This is a genomic window from Aequorivita marina (assembly GCF_031631895.2).
GTDB classification, from domain to species: Bacteria; Bacteroidota; Bacteroidia; order Flavobacteriales; family Flavobacteriaceae; genus Aequorivita; species Aequorivita marina.
On the sequence record NZ_JAVMBW020000001.1, the window covers coordinates 858,536 to 879,095 of the forward strand.

At 36.7% G+C, this 20,560-nt stretch carries 21 protein-coding genes and 1 tRNA gene; 17 read left to right on the plus strand and 5 right to left on the minus strand.

Annotated features, from left to right (window positions below; genetic code table 11):
- The first annotated feature begins 76 nt into the window (after positions 1-76).
- The 5 genes from QPK98_RS03890 (at position 77) to aroQ (ending at position 4,234) form a co-directional block, all read left to right on the plus strand.
- Positions 77-628 carry a porin family protein gene (locus QPK98_RS03890; RefSeq protein ID WP_310991698.1) on the plus strand — a complete coding sequence of 184 codons (552 nt, stop codon included), beginning with the start codon at positions 77-79 and terminating at the stop codon, positions 626-628.
- A 189-nt stretch (positions 629-817) separates the two neighbouring features.
- Positions 818-1,393, plus strand: a complete 576-nt coding sequence (locus tag QPK98_RS03895) for a porin family protein (protein ID WP_310991699.1) — start codon at positions 818-820, stop codon at positions 1,391-1,393.
- A 438-nt stretch (positions 1,394-1,831) separates the two neighbouring features.
- Positions 1,832-2,494, plus strand: coding sequence for a porin family protein (locus QPK98_RS03900; RefSeq protein WP_310991700.1), 663 nt, complete (start codon positions 1,832-1,834; stop codon positions 2,492-2,494).
- Between the two features lie 505 nt (positions 2,495-2,999).
- Positions 3,000-3,572, plus strand: coding sequence for a porin family protein (locus QPK98_RS03905; RefSeq protein ID WP_310991701.1), 573 nt, complete (start codon positions 3,000-3,002; stop codon positions 3,570-3,572).
- A gap of 245 nt (positions 3,573-3,817) precedes the next feature.
- Positions 3,818-4,234, plus strand: a complete 417-nt coding sequence (aroQ, locus tag QPK98_RS03910; RefSeq protein ID WP_310991702.1) for a type II 3-dehydroquinate dehydratase — start codon at positions 3,818-3,820, stop codon at positions 4,232-4,234.
- 114 nt (positions 4,235-4,348) lie between these two features.
- Here the strand turns inward: aroQ and lpdA are convergent, their stop codons facing one another.
- A complete protein-coding gene (lpdA, locus tag QPK98_RS03915; RefSeq protein WP_310991703.1) occupies positions 4,349-5,725 on the minus strand; it encodes a dihydrolipoyl dehydrogenase in 1,377 nt (458 codons plus the stop codon).
- A 782-nt stretch (positions 5,726-6,507) separates the two neighbouring features.
- On the opposite strand from lpdA, the gene QPK98_RS03920 reads away from it, so the two are divergent.
- The 8 genes from QPK98_RS03920 (at position 6,508) to QPK98_RS03955 (ending at position 13,255) form a co-directional block, all read left to right on the plus strand.
- The gene (locus tag QPK98_RS03920) at positions 6,508-6,804 is read left to right on the plus strand and encodes a cupin domain-containing protein (protein WP_310991704.1); all 297 of its coding nucleotides are present in this window, start codon (positions 6,508-6,510) and stop codon (positions 6,802-6,804) included.
- 125 nt (positions 6,805-6,929) lie between these two features.
- Positions 6,930-7,526 (plus strand): hypothetical protein, encoded by a 597-nt coding sequence (locus QPK98_RS03925; protein ID WP_310991706.1) that lies wholly within the window; start codon positions 6,930-6,932, stop codon positions 7,524-7,526.
- A 462-nt stretch (positions 7,527-7,988) separates the two neighbouring features.
- Positions 7,989-9,524 (plus strand): catalase, encoded by a 1,536-nt coding sequence (locus QPK98_RS03930; RefSeq protein ID WP_310991707.1) that lies wholly within the window; start codon positions 7,989-7,991, stop codon positions 9,522-9,524.
- Positions 9,525-9,878: an SDR family oxidoreductase gene (locus tag QPK98_RS03935; protein ID WP_310991743.1), complete on the plus strand. Its 354-nt coding sequence runs from the start codon at positions 9,525-9,527 to the stop codon at positions 9,876-9,878.
- 213 nt (positions 9,879-10,091) lie between these two features.
- Positions 10,092-10,580, plus strand: coding sequence for a MarR family winged helix-turn-helix transcriptional regulator (locus QPK98_RS03940; protein ID WP_310991708.1), 489 nt, complete (start codon positions 10,092-10,094; stop codon positions 10,578-10,580).
- Between the two features lie 35 nt (positions 10,581-10,615).
- Positions 10,616-11,218 (plus strand): short chain dehydrogenase, encoded by a 603-nt coding sequence (locus tag QPK98_RS03945; RefSeq protein ID WP_310991709.1) that lies wholly within the window; start codon positions 10,616-10,618, stop codon positions 11,216-11,218.
- 226 nt (positions 11,219-11,444) lie between these two features.
- Complete coding sequence (locus QPK98_RS03950; protein WP_310991710.1) at positions 11,445-11,984, plus strand: hypothetical protein; 540 nt, start codon at positions 11,445-11,447, stop codon at positions 11,982-11,984.
- A gap of 32 nt (positions 11,985-12,016) precedes the next feature.
- Complete coding sequence (locus QPK98_RS03955; RefSeq protein WP_310991711.1) at positions 12,017-13,255, plus strand: CynX/NimT family MFS transporter; 1,239 nt, start codon at positions 12,017-12,019, stop codon at positions 13,253-13,255.
- Positions 13,256-13,266: 11 nt separating this feature from the next.
- Here the strand turns inward: QPK98_RS03955 and QPK98_RS03960 are convergent, their stop codons facing one another.
- Positions 13,267-13,671 (minus strand): VOC family protein, encoded by a 405-nt coding sequence (locus tag QPK98_RS03960; RefSeq protein WP_310991712.1) that lies wholly within the window; start codon positions 13,669-13,671, stop codon positions 13,267-13,269.
- Between the two features lie 544 nt (positions 13,672-14,215).
- On the opposite strand from QPK98_RS03960, the gene QPK98_RS03965 reads away from it, so the two are divergent.
- Both QPK98_RS03965 and QPK98_RS03970 read left to right on the plus strand, forming a co-directional pair.
- Positions 14,216-14,452, plus strand: coding sequence for a helix-turn-helix transcriptional regulator (locus tag QPK98_RS03965; protein WP_310991713.1), 237 nt, complete (start codon positions 14,216-14,218; stop codon positions 14,450-14,452).
- A gap of 3 nt (positions 14,453-14,455) precedes the next feature.
- Positions 14,456-15,718, plus strand: a complete 1,263-nt coding sequence (locus QPK98_RS03970) for a type II toxin-antitoxin system HipA family toxin (RefSeq protein ID WP_310991714.1) — start codon at positions 14,456-14,458, stop codon at positions 15,716-15,718.
- Positions 15,719-15,845: 127 nt separating this feature from the next.
- Here QPK98_RS03970 and QPK98_RS03975 read toward each other — a convergent pair whose 3' ends face one another.
- Positions 15,846-16,088 (minus strand): GIY-YIG nuclease family protein, encoded by a 243-nt coding sequence (locus tag QPK98_RS03975; protein WP_310991715.1) that lies wholly within the window; start codon positions 16,086-16,088, stop codon positions 15,846-15,848.
- A 600-nt stretch (positions 16,089-16,688) separates the two neighbouring features.
- A tRNA-Ser gene (locus QPK98_RS03980) sits at positions 16,689-16,773 on the minus strand.
- 296 nt (positions 16,774-17,069) lie between these two features.
- Between QPK98_RS03980 and QPK98_RS03985 the strand changes: the two genes are divergently transcribed.
- Both QPK98_RS03985 and QPK98_RS03990 read left to right on the plus strand, forming a co-directional pair.
- On the plus strand, positions 17,070-17,708 hold the full coding sequence (locus tag QPK98_RS03985; RefSeq protein WP_310991717.1) for an NAD(P)H-dependent oxidoreductase: 639 nt from the start codon (positions 17,070-17,072) through the stop codon (positions 17,706-17,708).
- 57 nt (positions 17,709-17,765) lie between these two features.
- The gene (locus QPK98_RS03990) at positions 17,766-18,965 is read left to right on the plus strand and encodes a DegT/DnrJ/EryC1/StrS family aminotransferase (RefSeq protein WP_310991718.1); all 1,200 of its coding nucleotides are present in this window, start codon (positions 17,766-17,768) and stop codon (positions 18,963-18,965) included.
- Positions 18,966-19,046: 81 nt separating this feature from the next.
- On the opposite strand, the gene ribB is transcribed toward QPK98_RS03990, so the two are convergent.
- Positions 19,047-20,195: a 3,4-dihydroxy-2-butanone-4-phosphate synthase gene (ribB, locus tag QPK98_RS03995; protein WP_310991719.1), complete on the minus strand. Its 1,149-nt coding sequence runs from the start codon at positions 20,193-20,195 to the stop codon at positions 19,047-19,049.
- Positions 20,196-20,560: the final 365 nt, after the last annotated feature.

Sequence of the window (20,560 nt, forward strand, 5' to 3'; positions counted from 1 at the left end):
ACAAAAAACTAAATCTTATCTAAGGCGTAACAATTGCGGTATCTTTGCGTTTAATTGATAAACAAGAAATATTATTATGAAAAAATTAATCGTAGCGATAGTCGCAATCTTTATGGGAACAACTGCTTTTTCACAGGGTATTGATCTTGGAGTAAAAGCTGGAGCCAACTTTGCGAATATTTCAGATGCAAGTAACCTTTCGAATAAAACAGGGTTTCAAGCTGGTCTTTTCGCAGGAATAAAGTTTACAGATAAGGTAGGTGTACAAGCAGATTTACTGTATTCACAACAAGGAGCTGATTTTAAACTTGGAGATTTTGATCTTACCTATATAAATGTACCTGTAGTACTTAAATATTATCTTTTTAAAGGATTGAATATTCAGGCTGGACCTCAATTCGGATTTATTGTTGACGACAAAATATCTGTTGATCTAGGCGATGTTTACACTGATGCAAAGGCGGAAGAGTTTGATCTTTCTGGAGTTGTTGGTGCTGGGTATGATTTTCCTTTTGGTATTCGTCTGGATGCCCGCTATAATTTTGGATTGACAGACGTTTCAAAGGTTGATGGCGTAGATGGAAAGAACAGCGTATTCTCGCTGGCATTAGGATATTCCTTTTTATAAGTTCCCATTCTAAAGAAAATTATAGAAAAGCCGCTCATTTTGAGTGGCTTTTTTAATGCCAAAAATTGAGTTTTGCTCGGTATTTCTCTAAATTTACTGCAATTAAGCAAGGAAATAAAAAGTAAGTCCATTTTAAAATTTAGATTAACTTATATTTGCGGCTAAACTAAAACCGAAAACCCAACTGTTATGAAAAAATTGATTCTTGCAGTATTTATTATGTTTATAGGAACCACATCTTTTTCACAAGGATTAAATATTGATCTTGGTGTTAAGGGAGGTATTAACTTTTCTAACATAAGAAATTTGCCGTCATTAAACCTAAAGTATAAAAAGGGGCTCCAGGCAGGCGTTTTCGCGGGAATAACTTTTTCAGACAAGTTTGGAGTTCAAGCAGATATACTGTTTTCTGAGCTGGGAGCTGAAATAAATAGGGCAGGAGCAAATTTTGACCTTAACTATATAACCGTTCCGGTGGTTTTTAAGTATTACTTAGTGGCTGAAGAAGGTTTCAATATTCAAATAGGTCCGCAGTATGGGTATTTGCTAGATTCTGAACTTAAAGCGACTATAGGCGATGAGGATATATCGACTGAGGCTACCCAATCGGACCTTTCAGGGGTATTTGGTGTGGGCTATGACTTGCCGTATGGTATTCGTCTAGATGCTCGCTACCATTTGGGTTTTACCGATGTTACTGGCGATTTAAAAGCGAATGGACGCCTTAAATATGTAACCATAACTGCAGGATTTTCATTTTTGTAAGAAGGCTTTTACATATAAAAATAGTCGAAGCCGCCTTCCTTAGGTGGCTTTTTTAATGAAATATATTTCAGGAATACCTTTCTGTTTTGCTAAATAGCGGTTCTTTTTCCTTAAAATAAAAAAAGGTCTATATCGTTTAAGTTATATGTAGTTCTATTGGATGCTTAACAAAAAAGATATTTCTATGAAATAGCCGTAGGTGCTTCCTAACCTTAATGATGTTGATGGATCTGATTTAAATAATCATAATAATGTATTTCAATTATCAGCTGGGTACTCCTTTTAATATAGTGTCTTGCTTAATACTACCTTGATATAAAAGCCGTTCTGTTAGGATGGCTTTTGCAATTAACACAATAATTTAAATGCAATTTTATGTAGGAAGGAGCTTAGAATAGTTGTTTATTTGGTGTTTAATTAACCAAAGAATTTATAACTATGAAAAAATTATTACTTTTTGCTGTGGGGTTTACATTTGCCATTTCAACGGCTCAATCTCAAGAAGTGCGTATTGGCGCTAAAGCTGGTGTTAACTTTGCTTCCATTGGAGGTGACGATACTGGTGATTATGATATGCTCACGGGGTTTCATCTAGGTGCCGTGGTAGAAATACCTATAAATGAAAAATTTGCCGTACAACCAGAAATTATGTATTCCTCACAAGGTGCAAGCGAAGATTACAACGATATTCCGTACGGGGGATTTGGAACCAAATATGAATCTACACTCACACTCAATTATATAAATGTTCCAATTATGGCGAAATATTATTTAATTGATGGTTTAAGTATTGAAGCTGGGCCTCAGTTTGGTGTTTTGGTTTCGGCAAAGGCAAAAGGGGAGGCTATTGAATTGGGTGGCCCTGGAGAAGGAGAAGCGGTATCTTTTGAAAATGACGCCAAGGAATTTTATAAAACTTTGGATGTTGGTTTCGGTATTGGAGCTGGTTATCGGTTAAATAATGGTGTCTTTTTTAGTGCGCGATATATTCTTGGCCTTACTGATATATCAGAAGATATTGAATATATTGGGAGTTCTCAGGTTGATTCGTTTTCACAAAAAAATAATGTAATCCAGCTTTCTGCAGGATATTCTTTTTAAAGTAATACTACTATCTTTTATTAGTATTTTTCAACTAGGGTGTAAGATAATTTGGCAAGCGCAGCAACCGGCACTGGGCTGAAAGATGCAAGACTTGTTTCCTGATAGCTTGATTAAGTTTAGCGCTTTAAAATTGATCCAAGTACTTATTGTGAATGGAATTGTAATGATTTTTAAATCTGATTGGCAGGGTGTTTCTCTGCCATTTCTATTTCCATCTTTTTTACCTAACTCGGTTTTAGGGAAGCGGGAAACATAAAAGAGAATTTATCAGTTATAATTCATTGCCAAATTCTAAACCAAAGCTGCTGAATACTAATTATGGGTTGTTTGTTCCTGCATAGGTAAATATGTTTGTATTAAAATATAGACAAGAGGTCAATTAAAAAAAACGATAATTGTCAGAGTTCAATTTTATAATAAAAAGAGATAAAACTTAATATTGTAAAATTTTTAGTATTTTTAAAATGACTATATTGTCAATTAACTTAAATTTTTCAGCATTATGAAGAAATTATTACTTTTTATTGCAGTAGCAACGCTTACATTTACCACTTCACAATCTCAAGAAATTCGTTTAGGTGCCAAGTTGGGGCTTAACGTCGCTTCACTTGGAGGTGACAGTTATGGAGTTGGATCTTTGGGCTCCAGAACTAGTTTTCATATTGGTGGTTTAGCCGAAATTCCCTTGTCTGGAAATTTTGCGCTACAACCAGAAATACTATACTCTTCTGAAGGATCTGATTGGAGTTTAGGCACACTGGGTAACGCAGATTTAAAATTAGATTATATCCGTGTTCCTGTTTTAGCAAAATATTATATCATTGAAGGTTTAAGTGCAGAATTAGGGCCATCTTTTGGGGTTCTGGTTAGTGCGAAATCAGATGATGAAGATATTAAAGAGGCATTTAAAAGTTTTGACGCTGCTATTGCGGTAGGGGCCACTTATAGATTGAATATGGGGGTTTTCTTTAGTCTTCGATATAATAAAGGTTTGTTAGATGTAAATGATGATAATGAATCTAATTTCAGCAATCAAAGTAACGTATTCCAGGTTTCGGCCGGGTATTCGTTCTAACTATTTTTTTTAATTATTGATTATTTTAGCAGGGGCAATTCGCTCCTGCTTTTTGTTTGAACTAGAATAGCTTGGGGATTTTTCGAATTAGCTTCAATATATTTGTGAGATTTAGAAAAACAGATGAGCCGCACATCCTTTTTAATGTTAGTCATTCGTGACTTAGGTGGCTTATTAAAAATGTACTAATTCTGGAATTCTATTGAAAGCGAAGTTTTGCTGCAATTAATTTCTATCTTTATAAAATGAAAATAATTATCATCAACGGCCCCAACCTTAACCTACTCGGTAACCGCGAAAATAATATCTACGGAAACGAAACTTTCAACGCTTTTTTTGAAAAACTGCAAAAAAAGTATCCAGCTGTGGAATTGGACCAGTTTCAATCTAATATTGAAGGTGAACTAATAGACAAGATTCAAGAGGCCGGAAACGCCTATGAAGCAATAATACTTAACGCAGCGGCCTATACACATACTTCTGTTGGTATTGCTGATGCCGTAAAAGCAATAGCTACACCGGTAATAGAAGTGCATATTTCAAATACATTTTCTAGGGAAGATTTTAGGCATAAAAGTTATATCTCACCCAATGCAAAAGGCGTAATTATAGGTTTCGGTTTGCAGAGCTATGAATTGGCATTGCAGAGCTTAGTCCCTTAATCCTTAAAGCGAGATAGAAGCTAAAACCTATCCATAAAAAAAGCCGCAATTGTTGCGGCTTTTTTTATTTTTCTCACATCTCACATCTCACATCTCACATCTCACATCTCACATCTATAAATGTATCACTTCGCCATAAGCATCTGCAACGGCTTCCATCACGGCCTCACTCATAGTAGGGTGGGGGTGGATAGCTTTAAGCACTTCGTGGCCTGTGGTTTCAAGTTTTCTTCCCAAGACGGCTTCGGCAATCATATCGGTAACTCCAGCACCAATCATATGGCAACCTAACCATTCGCCGTATTTGGCATCGAAAATCACTTTTACAAAACCATCTTTTTCGCCAGATGCGCTCGCCTTTCCACTTGCAGAAAAAGGGAATTTCCCAACTTTCAGCTCGTAACCGGCTTCCTTGGCTTGTTTTTCGGTCATACCAACACTTGCAATCTCTGGGCTAGCATAAGTACACCCTGGAATGTTTCCATAATCAATGGGCTCTGCGTTAAGACCAGCAATTTTTTCTACACAGGTAATCCCTTCTGCAGAAGCAACGTGGGCTAGGGCAGGACCAGGAACAACATCACCAATGGCATAGTATCCTGGAATATTGGTTTGATAAAAATCATTTACCATTATTTTTCCTTTATCGGTAACAATACCAACATCTTCTAAACCAATGTTTTCAAGATTGGAAGTAATGCCAACGGCAGAAAGAACAATTTCAGCTTCTAGTGTTTCCTCTCCCTTCTTGGTTTTTACGGTAGCTTTAACCAATTTCCCTGAAGTATCCAGTTTTTCAACTGAGGAGTTGGTCATCACTTTAATTCCTGATTTTTTAAGAGACCGCTCAAATTGTTTTGATACGTCTTCGTCTTCCACCGGAACAAGGTTTGGCAAAAACTCCACAATAGTAACCTCAGTTCCCATGGCATTATAGAAATGGGCAAACTCAGAGCCAATAGCACCACTACCAACAATAATCATGCTTTTAGGCTGCTTTTTTAAGGTCATTGCTTCGCGATAACCAATCACTTTTTTGCCATCCTGTTTTAGGTTTGGCAATTCGCGAGATCGTGCGCCGGTAGCAATAACTATGTGGTCTGCTGAATATTCCTTTCCGTCAACATCAACTTTTTTGCCGGTTTTCAATTTTCCGAAGCCATTGATTACGTCAATTTTATTCTTCTTCATTAAAAACTGAACACCTTTACTCATGCCTTCCGCAACACCACGGCTTCGCTCAACTACTTTTCCAAAGTCCTTGTCAAATTCTTTTATGGTAAGGCCGTAACTGTCTGCATGTTTTAGATAGTTAAAGACTTGCGCGCTTTTTAAAAGTGCTTTTGTGGGAATGCACCCCCAGTTTAAACAAACTCCTCCAAGGTTCTCTTTTTCAACAATGGCGGTTTTTAAACCTAACTGCGAAGCTCTAATGGCAGTAACATATCCACCCGGTCCGCTTCCTAAAACTATAACGTCGTATTTGCTCATTACTTAAATTTATGTGTATTTCATTTCAAGCAACGAATTTACGAAATACTAAAGGAAATTGCGATAGCTATCTGGATCAAATTCCAAATATCAACTTTCAATTTAAAAAGGAAATGTTTTCTGAAAGAGTAAAATAAAAAACCACGTTCTAAAGGGATGTCCTTTTAAGTGTAATTTTTTATTTGCTACTGGGATTCGGATTTTGGAGATACCTATTTGCACAACGACAGTATAACGCAACGGGCAGGATTTTACTGGGTATATTTCCTTCCAAACCAAAAAGTAGCGCGACAATACAGTATAACCAAAATTATGTGTTCAACCAACTTGCAAAAATCAATAAATTCAGAAACCGGATCGCCCACCATGAACCGATCTGCTTCAAACCTTCCGAATCGAAAAAAGATTCAACCTACGCAAGGCAGCACTATGTAACGATACTTCAACTTTTTCAGTGGATGAACATTAACGAATCTGAGCTTTTATACGGAATCGACCATATAAACAAAGTTTGCAGCAAACTCGACAACCTGTGAACGGGCCAGATGCCAACACTGGTAACCGTTGCACAAGCCCATAATTTTTAAAACTGATTTTAGCGTAGTCTTTTAAAAATTGTAGCAATCGTTTGTTGGTTTTGGAGGGGCGTAGTTTAATAAAAGCGTTTGGTATTTTTGAAGTAGAATGCTTATATTCTTACATGTGGTACGGCAGTTAAGAAAAACCGTATTATAACTGAACACAAATATTAATAAAGTTGTTAAACTAAAAAATCTTTTAAAATGGAAAAAGTGACAAAACCTAATGTAAAATTGCTTACTTCGGGTACCAACTTGGTTGCTAAACAAATGCAAGCGAGTGCAGGCGACTTATTGCCTAAACACCTTGCAAATATGGAGTCAATACTATTTATACAAGAAGGAGAGTGCATCTTGAAAATACATGGGGAAGACAAACTTCTAAAAGAAGGTGATGCCTTTGTTGTACCACCAGCGGTAGAACATCAAATTAAAGCAAAAACTAAATTTATAGGGATACATTTTATGCCCAAGAAGATTGAATTCCAATTTTTCAAATAATAACTTTGGTGAACAATATTTCCAATGTCGCCTAATTATTTGATTTGTTTTATGATGGAAAAGTTATCATCTTTTTGCTTAGGACTTATTATATACGTAACAGGTTGACACCAATTTAAAAAATAATGCCGCTATTATTATATTCAGCCTTACTTCTATTTGTAATCTTATTGATTAAGTATTTTGTAGAAAAAGAATGCAATTGCGGTTTCAAAGTACTCGTAATTGCAGGAATTTTAATTGGTCTTTTGGTTCTTGGATTAAATAGCCTGTTTGATAATGCATTTGGAGCGTCCACTCCAGTTAATGTTCGGACTGAAAATTTAACGGAAAAAAACTTAAAAATTTATACAATCACCTTTTGGGATAACGAATGGAGCGGAAAAGGAAACTTTGTGCATTATGACACCGAACTTAAACCAAATGAAACATCAGATTTTTGGTTTGATAATGATCATTCTATATTTTGGATAGTAGCAAAAAACGAGAATAACGAAATTGAATACCTAAATATTGTTACGGAAAAGGAAAGTGATTTTGACTTTACAATTACCGGAAACGAAATCGTTATATCAGAAAATGTAGAAATCGCAAAAAAACTGACAAACGAAACTGACAAAAATGAAGGAATAAAAAAGTTTGCAATTTGGGCAAATATTATACTAATCGGGCTTTTAATTATGAGTCTAATAAGGAGGAAAACTGACGGTCATATCTTCTAAGGCAGACAAGTACGCAACCCCCATACCTTTTTGTAAAATTGAGCTTAGCGAAAACAATTTAAAAACTGTAAAATAAAATTGTTAGCTTTGGGAGCATAGATTAATAATGTGTGGTATTTATCTGGAATTTGCTTTTTAAATTAGTAGTGTCCGATTAAAATAATTAAAAAACCACTTGTTTCAACAATAGTAAGCTTTTAGAATAATATTAAAATATAACACCTTGCTATTGAGATTCCAATAAAGGATAAACATTTTAAAAATATGTATAACGAAATTAACTTAATTATCAAGACTTTACAGTTCTAGTCGTACGTCGTTAGTTATTTAGCGAAGCGGTCGTACATCTTTGTCGGACACTAATGTTTTTAAATACATGCTTTGCAACACCTAAAAAAATCGAGAAAGACAATAAAGAAACAGCAACACAAGTCATAGAAACACAAATCAAATTAAAGAAACATGGACAACAAAAAACCAAAACTTACAAGACAAACAGGAGCCCCAGTGGGGGATAACCAAAACGTACAAACCGCAGGACCACGTGGGCCTATGTTGATGCATGACGCTTGGTTTTTAGAGAAAATGGCAAACTTTGATCGAGAAGTAATTCCCGAAAGACGAATGCACGCCAAAGGTTCAGGTGCGTTTGGAACCTTTACAGTTACGCATGACATTTCAAAATACACCAAAGCAAAGATTTTTAGTGAAGTTGGTAAGAAAACAGAAATGTTTAGCCGGTTTTCTACCGTTGCTGGAGAACGAGGTGCAGCAGATGCTGAAAGAGATATTAGAGGCTTCGCATTAAAATTTTATACTGAAGAAGGTATCTGGGACTTGGTAGGGAATAATACACCAGTATTTTTCTTTCGCGACCCAATGAAGTTTCCAGACTTAAATCGCGCTGTAAAACGAGATCCAAAAACCAATTTACGAAGTGCCAATAACAACTGGGATTTTTGGACCTTATTGCCAGAATCCTTACATCAAGTTACAATAACTATGAGTGATAGGGGTATTCCGAAAGGATACAGGCACATGCACGGTTTTGGAAGTCATACCTATAGTTTTATCAATAACGATAATGTAAGGCATTGGGTAAAGTTCCATTTTATTACCCAACAAGGCATTGAAAACTTAACAGATGAAGAAGCTATGAAAATAGTTGGAATGGACAGAGAGTCATCGCAAAGAGATTTATTTGATGCCATTGACAATAAAGATTTTCCGAAGTGGAAGATGTTTGTTCAGGTAATGACCGAAGAGGAAGCAAAAACATACCGCTTCCATCCTTTCGATTTAACAAAAGTGTGGTCTAAAAAAGACTTTCCTTTAATTCCTGTTGGCGAATTTGAATTAAACAGAAACCCAGAAAACTATTTTCAAGATGTAGAACAAGCCGCTTTCAACCCAACGAATGTTGTTCCTGGAATAGGCTTTTCACCAGATAAAATGCTACAAGGGCGCTTGTTTTCGTATGGTGATGCCCAACGTTATCGCTTAGGTGTAAATCATTATCAAATTCCGGTAAATAAACCGACCTGCCCTTATCATTCAAACCATAGAGATGGCACTATGCGTGTAGATGGCAACCATGGAGGTACTTTACATTATGAACCAAACAGTTATGGCGAATGGCAAGAGCAACCAGATGCAAAGGAACCATCTTTAGCATTAAGTGGTGACGCATATGCACACAATTTTAGAGACGATGATACGGATTATTACACCCAACCAGGCAATTTGTTCCGCATTATTAAAGCAGATGGAAAAGATCAATTGTTGTTTGACAATACAGCAGCTCAAGTTGGTGGAGCAGAAAAATTTATTCAAATTCGCCATATTAGAAACTGCTTTAAAGCCGATCCAGAATATGGTGAAGGTGTGGCAAAAGCACTAGGTTTATCCATGGATGAAGTTGATAATTTTGATATGACCCCTTTTAATAAATGGGCACCAAAACCCGATGGGAACCCAATATCTAAATGTCCGAGATAAATAGGTTGTAAATCATCCGGCCTTAAAAAGTTTGTGATGCTTGGGTCTATCGGAACCGACGATCCTTCGCAAGGCGGTGATCTCACAGACTATCTGAAGGCGAAGCAAAATGCCGATGCCTATTTACAGTCCAGCGGAATAGATTATTCTATCGTACACCCTGGTGCACTGACCAATGCAGAAGCAACCGGAAAAATTCAAACTGGCGGAATAGCAGAGCTGAGTAAAAGCGGTAATATCTCAAGAGCCGATGTTGCCCAAACTTTGGTAGAAGTTTTACCAGATGCGATAAAACCTCAGGAAACCTTTGAAATTATGAGTGGTGACACGCCTATAAAGCAAGCTGTGAAGTAAACAGCATAAAAATTAATCCCGGATATCTGAGTTTTGATGTCCGGGATTTCTTTATTGTTCGGTTAATCCCGGAACTCTGTTTTTAATCAATTTATAGCATCAAATAACTTATCGGCTATTCCTTAAAATAGATAGTAAAAAACATTAATAAAACTTTATGTAACTGGTTACTTTATTATTTCTATATTTGCGTAACCAATTACATTGTTTGCTATGAGAAATGATTTTTTAATAGAAATGGGGTTCCCAGGGTTGACCGGAAGGCTTAAAAGGCTCAACGATTTATTTGTGTATCAAACCAAAGAATTCTACAAAGAAAGAGGTTTGGAGATAGAGCCGAATTGGCATATGGTTTTTTCTCTTTTGCAAAAGCACGAAAGTTTAACAAACACAGAGATTTCCGAAATGCTTCAGCTCTCCCATCCTGCTATTGTTAAGTTGGTGAATAAGATGAAAAAGAAAGGCTATTTAAAATCAATTCAAGATCCAGAGGACAACAGAAAGTACCAAATCAGTCTTTCACAAAAAGCAAAAAAAGAATTACCCGAAATGGAAAAATTATGGGAATTAGGAAGCCAAGCCATAGAAGAATTATTAGGAGAAGACAATGTGCTATTGGAAAAACTTGAGATTCTGGAATTGAATATGGAAGAATTAAGTTTTAAAGAACGAATGGAAAATAAATTACAAGAAGAGAGTTAAAAGCAAATTTATTGTCAAATTAAAAATATATAGCGATGAAAATTTTAATTATTGGAGGAAATGGAACAATCGGTAAAAAAGTTGTATCCCATTTTGAAAAAGAAAACGAAGTATTAATTGCAAGCCGCAATAGCGGAGATGTTCAGGTAGATATTGCGGATAGTGATTCTATTCAAAAAATGTTTGAAAAAACCGGAAAACTTGACGCCATTATTTGCATTGCGGGAGAAGCAAAGTGGGCCGCTTTTGACGAGCTAACGGAGGAAGACTATTACATTGGCTTAAGAAGCAAATTAATGGGGCAAGTGAACCTGGTGAGAATAGGAAAAGAATACCTAAACCCAAAAGGCTCAATTACGCTTACCACAGGAATTTTAGCAACCGAACCAGTGGCGATGACTACCAGCGCTGCCATGGTAAATGGAGGAATTCACAGTTTTGTTAAAGCAGCCGTTTTAGAGATTGACAATGGGTTGCGAGTAAATGTCGTTTCGTCTGATATGGTGGAAGACGCTTATGAAAAATACAAAGATGTGTTTCCAGGAAACAACCCTGTGCCAATGAACAAAGTGGTTAATGGATATGTAAAAAGCGTCAAGGGTAAGATAAACGGAGAAATCATCCAAATAAGAGGATAATCTACTTCTTTTAGTCTATCAAATAGCCAAGAAAATATTCTTCATAACTTAAAATAAACTGAATTGAAACTAGCTAATTATCACTCTTAGTTAGTTTCAGTTCTTTTAAAACTACCTGACAAAACACAGTAAAACCCTAAAATTTCGAGTTAGCACTTCAAACTACGTAAACAGTTACGTAAAATAAATAAAATGCTAAATCATTTTAAAATTAAATCCTGATGCTATGATTATCGAGAAAAACAACACCGACAAACTGGAGTTTAAAGACTTAAATTCCGCAATGATTAATGGGATAACCAGCGAGTTTCTACAAGCTGCAGAAGTTACTACCACCAGGACGATGCAAGATTTATCTAATGTTCTGAAGCTTTTAAATATTGAGTTTAATTCAAACGCTACTTTTTCTAACAATCACTATATACTCTTGCTTAAAAACAAGGAAATGATTGGCTATGCAATGTTGAGCGATATCGTACAAAGCAAAAAAGCCCGCATTAGAATTCAGCTTATTGATGATTATAGCAGTGATAAAGAAATACAGCACAGCCTTAAAGAAACGATAGATCTAATTTTTGATAGGTTTAAGCTGGACCGACTTAGCTTTCAGATTCATAAAAGCACAAAACAAAAACAGCCAGAAGCCATGATTTTAAAAATGTACCAAGCATTTCCTATCGGATTTTTACACGCCGATGACAACATTGCTGAGTTTGTTATTAGAAACAAGAGATTCAGCCCAAAAGAAGATTTTTACAGTTTGTAATTGTATAAAAGACACAGAAAATACCGTTTTATATGCAATTATTATTTCAATATGCGCAGCAGCTTAAAAGACGAAAGAACATAAAAAGCATTTCCTGGAAATTAGATGCCAAAACCCTGCTATTATTTATAGGGGTTATTTTTGTAGCTTCAAATTTAAGAGCGCCACTCACTTCTGTTGGTCCTGTGGTAGATCAAATAAGCAAGGCCTTTTCACTGTCCAATACGGCTGCGGGGCTAATCACGACTATTCCTTTAATTGCATTTTCGCTCTTATCTGGTGTAGTTCCTAAATTTTCAAAGAAGTATGGAATGGAACTCGTGCTACTCTGTTCGCTTATATTATTAAGTATCGGACTCGTTTTTCGTTCATTGGGAAGCATCGTCACCTTGTTTCTGGGCGCTGGTTTAGTCGGAATGGCAATCACTGTGGGCAACGTGCTTATGCCCGCTTTTATAAAAAATAAATTTCCCAATCAAGTTGGTGCTATGATGGGTATTTATTCCGTAGTAATGAATTTAACCGCTGCATTGGCTGCAGGATTCAGTATTTCTCTGGGACAAATTACTGGCTTGGGTTGGAAAGGATCTATTGGCGTATGGCTTATCCTGGCGCTTATAAGTATTCCTATCTGGTTGCCACAAGTGAAAAGTAAAAAGAAAGCCACAAAACTTAAAGCAATGGAAGGAGGCTTTGACACCCATCTTTACAAATCTGGCTTAGCCTGGGCGATTACAGTTTTTATGGGAGTACAATCCTTAATGTATTATTGTCTTGCTGCTTGGTTGCCAAAAATTATGCAAACCTGGGGTATGTCTGAAGGAGATTCGGGTTGGGTGCTATCCTATGTTCATTTTGCTCAACTCCCTATGGCACTTTTGGGCGCTATTATAGCCGACAAGATGAAGAATCAAAAGCTGCTCGTAGGTTTAATTGGTGTATTCTATTCTATAGGAATTTTGGGAATTCTGGTTTTTAAAACAGAGTATATTATGCTCTGGTGTATATTAATTGGCTTGGCAAGTGGTTTAGCTTATAGCTTGTCGATGTTGTTTTTAGTTTTACGAACCAAAAACACAACACAGGCTACCGAAATGTCTGGGATGGCACAAGGTTTTGGATATTTTATCGCCGCTTGCGGGCCACCTATTTTTGGTGCTTCATATGATATTTCACAATCCTGGATATTTTCGCTAATCTTATTATTGGTAATGGGTTTTGTCTTGATTTTTACCGGGATAATAGCAGGGAAAGCAAGACAGATTGAATAGTTTTTTATGCATTAGGAGTCGCTTGACGCTACCGGTTCAATCAAATCCCAAAGATTACCATATAAGTCTTTGAAGATGGCTACTTTTCCATATGGCTGAGCTTTTGGTTCTTGGATAAATTCGATTCCTTGCTTTTTGTACTGATTAAAATCTCGATCCAAATTATCGGTGTGCATTATTATAAATACTTTGCCTCCAGACTGATTGCCAATCGCATTTTTTTCTTCTTCAGTTGATGCTTTTGATAGTAGCAGACTAAATTTTGAAGCGTCATTTGGAGCGATAAGCACCCATCTTTGATGTTCGGAAATGGGGGTGTCTTCAATTACATTAAAATTGAGTTTTTGTGTGAAAAATTCAATCGCTTCATCATACTCTGCGACTATTAATGGGATGTGTTTTATTTGGATATTCATTTGATGTATTTATTATTCCAAACGTTCACCTGTGTTAGATATTTTAATTTGTTTACGTTTTACTATTGAATTCGCGGTTTGACTTATTCTTGTTCGGTATAAAAGCAATATATCCGGGGGAATATGGTCTATTAATTCTATATTTATGAGGCAATTTTCGGACTTGATCCCTAACAAAAAAGCAACTATTGGTAAAAAGTAGCTGCTTGCTCTATAAACATCCCTCAAAATCGACCGGGAAACAAGTGGGGTTGATTCATAAAAACCGCCTCAATTTCAGTGCCTCCTAAATAGCCCTTTGCAACATGCGTTTGGGGAGAGAAAATTCTTGAAAATAGCTGTTCAGATTCGTATAAATGAATACAAGCTGTGTTGTGTGGGATGAGTTTACTAAGGTTCGATCTTTCCACTTTCATACGGTAAAGCTTAAAATGGTTATTCTGCCAAATAAAATATTTAGTATTATAATGGTAAATATCTATTAAAAAGCGTACATTTAACCATTATATTGGTTAATATGTTTGAGGTGACGACGATAAAAGATGTGAAAGTCAAGATTGGCGAGGCGTGTAAGGCACTTCGCAAATCAAATGGGCTCTCTAGAGATGAACTCGCTAAAGTACTTGACGTCTCGAGCACAACCATTCAAAATATTGAAAATGGTAAAAATGCTACACTCGACAATATTTTAAAAGTAGCAAATCATTTTGGGAAGTTACAATCTATAGTTAAGGAAATAGATAAAGTTATTGTTGAACAAAACGACATTTCACTGTATTAATAGATGGCTAGAGATAAGATTATTGATGTAATTGTTTTTGGCCAAGAGATTGGTAAACTAGGCTATGATATAGATAAGGGAAAATCATTTTTTCAATATAATCCTGAATTCTTAGAGTCTGGTCAATATTCAAAACTATTTCCGTTTATATTCAAACGGACAAAGCCAGTACAAGTTTTTGCGGAATACCATCAAGACACTTTTCAAGGTTTACCGCCTATGATTGCAGATTCGTTACCAGATACTTTTGGTAATATCATTTTTCAAGAATGGTTAACAGCGAGAGGTATTCAGAAAGTAACCCCTTTAGAGCAGCTCGCTTACGTGGCTGACCGTGGTATGGGAGCTTTGGAATACAAACCTGTGAAAGAATTGCCAAATACTACTTCTATCAACATTGATGACATTGTTAGCATTTTAGAAAAGGTTTTAAACCTAAAGGACGATACATCTGGAGCTTCCCTTGATGAATTATCATTACTAAACGTTTTTAAAATAGGAAGCTCTGCCGGTGGTGCAAGACCTAAAATCTTAATCTCAGAGCATAAAGAAACAGGTAGAATCATAGCGGGAGATAGAGAAACAAGCGCCCACTATAATCACTATTTAGTCAAGCTACACCTTGACGATAGCGATGGCTACAACAGAGAAAAAGTAGAATACGCCTATTATTTGCTAGCGCAAGAAGCAGGGATCGATATGATGCCATCCAAGCTAATTGAAGACAAGCATTTCGCCACACTTAGATATGACAGACAAAACGGAGAAAAACAGCATGTATTAACCGTAACGGGTTTAACGGGTTGGGACTTTAAAAGTCAACCAGAAAATTCCTCTTATGAGAATGTTTTTAAAGTAGGATTAGGGCTGGAAGTGCCACATAAAGACTTACAGCAGTTGTTTAAGCGTATGGTATTTAATGTTGTTTTTAGAAACGTAGATGACCATCTAAAAAACCACAGTTTTATCTATAATAAGGAAGCTAATAGTTGGAACTTAGGTCCTGCTTACGATTTAACCTATGTGCTCAATCCCTTTTTTGCATATAAAACCACTTCGAGAGCTTTGTCTATTAATGGAAAGCGTACTGAGATAGCCTTAAAAGATTTGCTCAACATTGCTGAGGAATTTGCGATTAAAAACCCAAAAGGTATTATTGAAGAGGTGCAAGAATTACGGTCTAGGTGGCCAGAAGTTGCTACAGGAATAGAGATTCCAGAACATATTATTGACAAAATTGAAAAAGACTTTACTACAATAAAGTAGATATTTACACGGAATACTTGTAATGAATGTAGTAGAAATTGAAGAAGCTGTATCGGAACTAGCCAGTCAGCCATTTGATCTGGGGGAATTTGTATTTTCTTTTTTAGGTTTTGTAAAATGCTCAGTCTTAAATAATATTATTCTTTTTCAACCAATTGTATCCATCGATGGACTTAAAGAACAGTTCTCTTTTGTATGCTTCAGATTTAGTTGAAAACTCTTCCATATAATGGATACCCCAAGGCCGCTTGTTTTTAGTAGAGCGTACATAACCACCATTATGTCTTTTAAGCCTATTATGAATATCAGCACTGTGACCGTAATAGTAACTTCCTGTTTTTTCGCTTTTAAGAATATAAGTGGTGTACATAAACAAAAAAATCCGCAGATTACCTGGGGATTTTAGCGGAAGAAGAGGGATTAACTTCGTTGATCCCAAGAAGGTATCTTAAACAAGCATGGAAACCAACGCATCGTCAGAAAAAGACGCTGCTTGGTTTTTTACTTGGCTCCACTTCTTTTAAGCCGGAATGGCTTGAGTCGTTGCGCCAAATAAAAAACCCACGATTGAAAAAATCGTGGGTTTCCTTTTGCGGAAGAAGAGGGATTATCTGTGATGATCCCATTTAGGGGGTCCTGAGCAAGCATGGAAACCAACGCATCGTCAGAAAAAGACGCTGCTTGGTTTTTTTACTTGGCTCCACTTCTTTCAAGCCGGAATGGCTTGAGTCGTTGCACCAAATAAAAAACCCACGATTGAAAAAATCGTGGGTTTCCTTTTGCGGAAGAAGAGGGATTATCTGTGATGATCCCATTTAGGGTGTCCTGAGCAAGCATGGAAACCAACGCATCGTCAGAAAAAGACGCTGCTTGGTTTTTTACTTAGCTCCACTTCTTTCAAGCCGAAATGGCTTGAGTCGTTGTACCAAATAAAAAACCCACGATTAAAACAATCGTGGGTTTCCTTTTGCGGAAGAAGAGGGATTCGAACCCCCGGAGGTGTGACCCTCAACGGTTTTCAAGACCGCCGCATTCGACCACTCTGCCATTCTTCCTTGGTCAATTAATATTTTTATTATTTCTATAATCCGTCTTCCGGAACTGTTACCCTCAAGGGTTTTACTTAAGAGACTGCAAATATAAAAAGCTTTTTCGATTTTACGAATCTTTTTTCACTTTTTACCATATTTTTTTCTGATTGCTATTTCATTAAAAGAGATCCATCAAATGCTATTTCATATATTTCGTTGTGCATCTAAATTTATTGTATTGAAAACCGGGTACTTACTCAATTTTTAGACTGAGGGTTTTATCGCTATTTTTGCATATAATACTAATTCATTTTTTCTAAATGACTTCTACTATAATTGAAAAATTGCAATGGCGTTATGCCACAAAAAAGTTTGATCCCTCAAAAAAACTTTCCGAAGAGAAACTCAATATTCTTAAGGAGAGCTTTAACCTTACGGCTACTTCCTTCGGATTGCAGCCTTTAAAGTTGGTAGTGGTTAGTAATGCTGAAACTAAGCAGCAATTAATGCCATTTACCTATAACCAACCCCAAGTGCGCGATGCTTCGCAAGTTTTAATTTTATGTATTGAAGAGCGTATTGATGAAAATTTTATCGTTGATCATTTTAAAAGAGTTGAAGGTACCCGAAAAACACCCCGCGAAGTGCTCGAGCCCTTTGAAAAAAACATGATAGATTCCTTTACTGAAAAAGATAGCTCAGAAATAAAAGATTGGATGATAAATCAATTGTACTTAACCCTTGGCGCCCTGCTTACGGTATGCGCTGTTGAAAAAATAGACGCTTGCCCCATGGAAGGATTTCAGCCTGAAAAATACGATGATTTTCTCGGCTTGGATAAAATGGGACTAAAGTCTGTAATTGTCCTACCCGTTGGTTATCGCGACGAATCTGATTTCTTTAAGAAACTAAAGAAAGTGCGTCGTGGCGTAGATGAATTAACGCTTGAATTTAAGTGATTAGTTAAAATATATTAGATTTATTTTTTAGAATAAGAAACAAGAAAACAACTATTTATGCCCGGATTTGAAATTTTTGGCGCCGAAGAGCGCAAACAAGTAAACGAAGTATTAGAAACAGGCGTTTTAATGCGCTACGGTTTTGACGGAATGCGTAACAACCACTGGAAAGCCAAAGAATTTGAGACTGCTTTTGCTAAACGTATGGATGCAGAATACTGCCAGTTGGTTTCTAGCGGAACAGCTGCATTGACTGTTGCACTTGCATCGGCCGGGATAGGAGCAGGAGATGAGGTTATTATGCCAACCTTCACTTTTGTGGCCAGTTTTGAATCTATTTTGGCCTTGGGAGCAGTTCCTGTTTTGGTTGATATTGACGACACGCTTACGCTTGATCCGAAAGCTGTGGAAGCGGCTATCACAGATAAAACCAGATGTGTAATGCCTGTACACATGTGTGGCTCTATGGCCGATTTAAAAGCGCTTAAAGCAATTTGTAAAAAACATAATTTGATTCTCTTAGAAGATGCCTGCCAAGCAATTGGTGGCACCTACGATGGTAAACCCCTGGGGAGTTATGGCGACTTAGGTTGTTTCTCCTTCGATTATGTAAAAACAATAACTTGTGGCGAAGGTGGCGCAGTATTGACCAATAATAAAAAATACGCCCTACATGCAGACCATTACCAAGATCACGGTCACGACCACATAGGTAATGACCGCGGCGCTGAAACGCATCCGTTTTTGGGCTATAATTTTAGAATTTCAGAATTGAACGCCGCAGTTGGGTTGGCACAGTTAGATAAATTAGACGAAATTTTAAAAACCCAAAAGGAAAACTATACCATTCTTCGCAATGCCTTAGAAGATATTGAAGGCGTTACCTTTAGAAATGTTCCAGAAGGAGGGGAGGAGAATTATTCGTTTTTAAGTTTCTTTCTTCCAACTGAAGAATTGACCAAGAAAGCACATAAGGCTTTATCTGAAGCTGGTGTTGATGCTTGTTTTTATTGGTATAGCAACAATTGGCACTACATAAATGGTTGGGAACATTTAAGAAACTTAAAATCGCTAGGAAACCTTTCTTCCGAAGTGAAAAACCAAATTCAGGATTTAAACAATACCGATTTTTCAAAAAGTGATGCTGTAATGGGCAGAACGCTTTCCTCATTGATAAAAATAGGCTGGACCGAAAATCAAGTGAAAGAAAGAGCTGCGAAAATGGCTGAAACCATAAAGCGCATACTAAACGAATAATTAAATTAGTGATGGATTCTAAAATGCCCAAAGGCTATTTCAATATAAAAAAATAGCTGTTATAGTATTTTGATAAAAATATTAATATCCTACATATTCTATAATCTCCAAACCATAGCCTATCATCCCAACACGTTTGGTCTGTTCGCTATTGGAGATTAATCGTAGTTTGTGAATACCCAAATCGTGTAATATCTGGGCGCCAATACCAAAATCTTTATTGTCCATTGCAATCCGGGGGGCTTTGGCAATTTTATCAGGTGTTTGGTTTTCTTTTAAATCTTTTAGGCGATTTAAAAGATTGAGCGATTGGCTCTGTTGGTTTATAAACACAATAGCGCCTTTTTCCGCTTGATTGATTACCTTAAACATATCATCAAGCTTCTTTTCGGCATTATTGGTAAGTGTACCTAAGATATCGCTATTTACTAAAGTGGCGTTCACTCGTACTAAAACGGGTTCGTTTTCAGCCCAAGTGCCTTTGGTAAGCGCCAGATGAATTTGGTCGTTGGTGGTTTGTTTATATGCTCGTAGCCTAAAATCGCCAAAATTAGTTTTGATATTAAAATCCTCTTTCTTTTCAATCAAGGAATCGTGCTCCATGCGGTATTTTACTAAATCTTCAATGGAGATCAGTTTTAAGTCGAATTTTTTAGCAACTTCAATCAATTGCGGAAGTCGTGCCATGGTGCCATCTTCATTAAGAATCTCTACCAGAATACCTGCTGGTTCAAGCCCTGCCAAGCGTGCTAGATCTATGGCTGCCTCGGTATGTCCGGTTCGGCGTAAAACCCCACCTTCTTTAGCGCGTAACGGAAAAATATGCCCCGGTCTTCCTAGGTCGGAAGCTTTTGTGTTTCCATCTACTAAAGATTTGATAGTCTTGGAACGATCGTGGACTGATATTCCCGTTGTACAGCCATGGCCTATCAAATCTACCGAAACGGTGAATTGTGTATGGTGTAAAACCGTGTTGTTTTCTACCATCATGTTTAGCTCCAGATCGTTGCAGCGGTCTTCAGTCAACGGTGCGCATATAAGCCCGCGGCCGTGGGTTGCCATAAAATTTATCATTTCGGGAGTAACCATTTCTGCAGCGGCAATGAAGTCGCCTTCATTTTCTCTGTTTTCATCATCTACTACAATTACCATCTTCCCATTACGGATGTCTTCAATGGCGTCTTCTATTGTATTCAATTGAACGGAATTTTCTCTCGGTGTAGAAATCATAGCTTTTTTTAATGTGATGCAAAGATAAAGGAAACGCTTATAATTAACCATGTAACAAAGGCTTTCTTTATTGAGGTTATTAAGTGATGTTTGTTTCAGGTTAAGTAGTGGTTTTAACGTGCGGTGTTGTAAAAAAATAACCACAACGGTATGGAGAACATAGAGAAAAGATGCGCTCTTGTGTACTTTGTGGATAAAAACCCTAGGCTAGCATTATTTTTCCTTCAATCCTGTCCTAAATATTTAACCTGTTCATTTTTTCCATTGATGAAAAAACGAACCAAAAAAATCTAGGCTTACGAAATTTTCTCTAAATTTTTTGTTCGTCCCCTAAATTTTAGGAACTCGCCTTTAAATCCAGTGCT